Annotated in this window: 2 protein-coding genes and 1 pseudogene; all 3 read right to left on the bottom strand. The window is 60.4% G+C overall.

All coding sequences use genetic code 11. From position 1 onward, the window contains the following. Nucleotides 1-118 precede the first annotated feature (118 nt). Nucleotides 119-385 (bottom strand): annotated as a pseudogene (locus LQ220_RS24800) (hypothetical protein); the annotation flags it as partial. A gap of 31 nt (nucleotides 386-416) precedes the next feature. Further along, nucleotides 417-734, bottom strand: coding sequence for a hypothetical protein (locus LQ220_RS24795; RefSeq protein ID WP_230190627.1), 318 nt, complete (start codon nucleotides 732-734; stop codon nucleotides 417-419). An 11-nt stretch (nucleotides 735-745) separates the two neighbouring features. After that, nucleotides 746-973, bottom strand: coding sequence for a hypothetical protein (locus LQ220_RS24790; protein ID WP_230190628.1), 228 nt, complete (start codon nucleotides 971-973; stop codon nucleotides 746-748). Nucleotides 974-1,025: the final 52 nt, after the last annotated feature.

Raw genomic sequence — 1,025 nt, 5'->3', positions numbered from 1 at the left:
TCCCCCGTCCGTTTCCGGATTTCAGGTCTTTCGGACCCGAGGTTAGCTTGGCGGGCAGAGGTTTCCTCAACTTACCTCATCATTACTGATACTCCTTTCAGCGCCACAACGGCGCACTGTCCTTGTAACCGAAATGCTCGCCAGTCTTGCTCTTGGGATTCCAGATCACCTTGCAAACGATCGCAAAGACGTCTCCGCCAATGCCATCGACCATGACCTGGGCGGCGGCGTAATAGGTCCGGTTCTGCGGGCAGGATGAGGCGAGCAGCTTCAACCCTTTGACGACGCCGTCCACGTCTCGGCTGTAGGTGAACTGTGCATCGAGATACGCCTTGGCGGTCGCGTGGCCGCTCATGTGGTAACGCGACATTGTGAGCCAGCCCATGCCGGGTCTCCTTGGTGTAAGACTTGAAAAACTACCAGTCGTGGACCTGCAGCGCGTCGATCGGCGCGCAGTCGCGATCGAACTGGACCCACGTGGCGCCCGCGGCCTCGGCGAGCGCGAGGCAGGCGCGCAGCGAAGACGGCATGGCGTCGCGGCCTGGGGATCGGACCCAGACGAACCATCCATATTGCTGCCAGCGTTCGGCGACGATCTGGCCCTGCCAAATGTCGGGGACGTCGCGGGCTGCTACCGGAAGAAGGTTTTCGATGAGAGCGTCGAGTTCGCGCGCGGTCTCCTCATCGATATGCCCGGTCGAAAGACATGCGAGCATTTGGATCTCGAGAGTCATGCCAGCCTCCTTCAAGCTGCTTCTGCCAAAAGCTCATCGCCCTCGGCCGATGCCTCGGACGGCGAGGCTGCGGCGGGATCGGCCCCGAAGGCGATCATGTAGTTGAATGCCTGCTCGGCCTTGGACGACGCGTGGATGATGGCGGTCTTGTCGCCGCGCAGGATACCCAGTAATCGCGAGGTGTCGATAATGTGAAGGAAGGCGGCCAGATTGGCTGAGTTCTGGGGTTTCCTGCCCACGTTCCTTCACATTATTTCAAAGCGTGTCGAGCCAGGCGAGTACGCTTGCATC

Origin of the sequence: Sphingobium sp. CECT 9361, from assembly GCF_918741285.1 — a bacterium.
GTDB lineage: Bacteria > Pseudomonadota > Alphaproteobacteria > Sphingomonadales > Sphingomonadaceae > Sphingobium.
Note: the sequence above shows the minus strand (reverse complement) of the source record. Positions and strands in the feature narration are given on the sequence as shown.

What these genes read in the sequence shown, in the direction of transcription:
- LQ220_RS24795 (WP_230190627.1), bottom strand. Translation starts at nt 734, where the DNA reads ATGACTCTCGAGATCCAAATGCTCGCATGTCTTTCGACCGGGCATATC.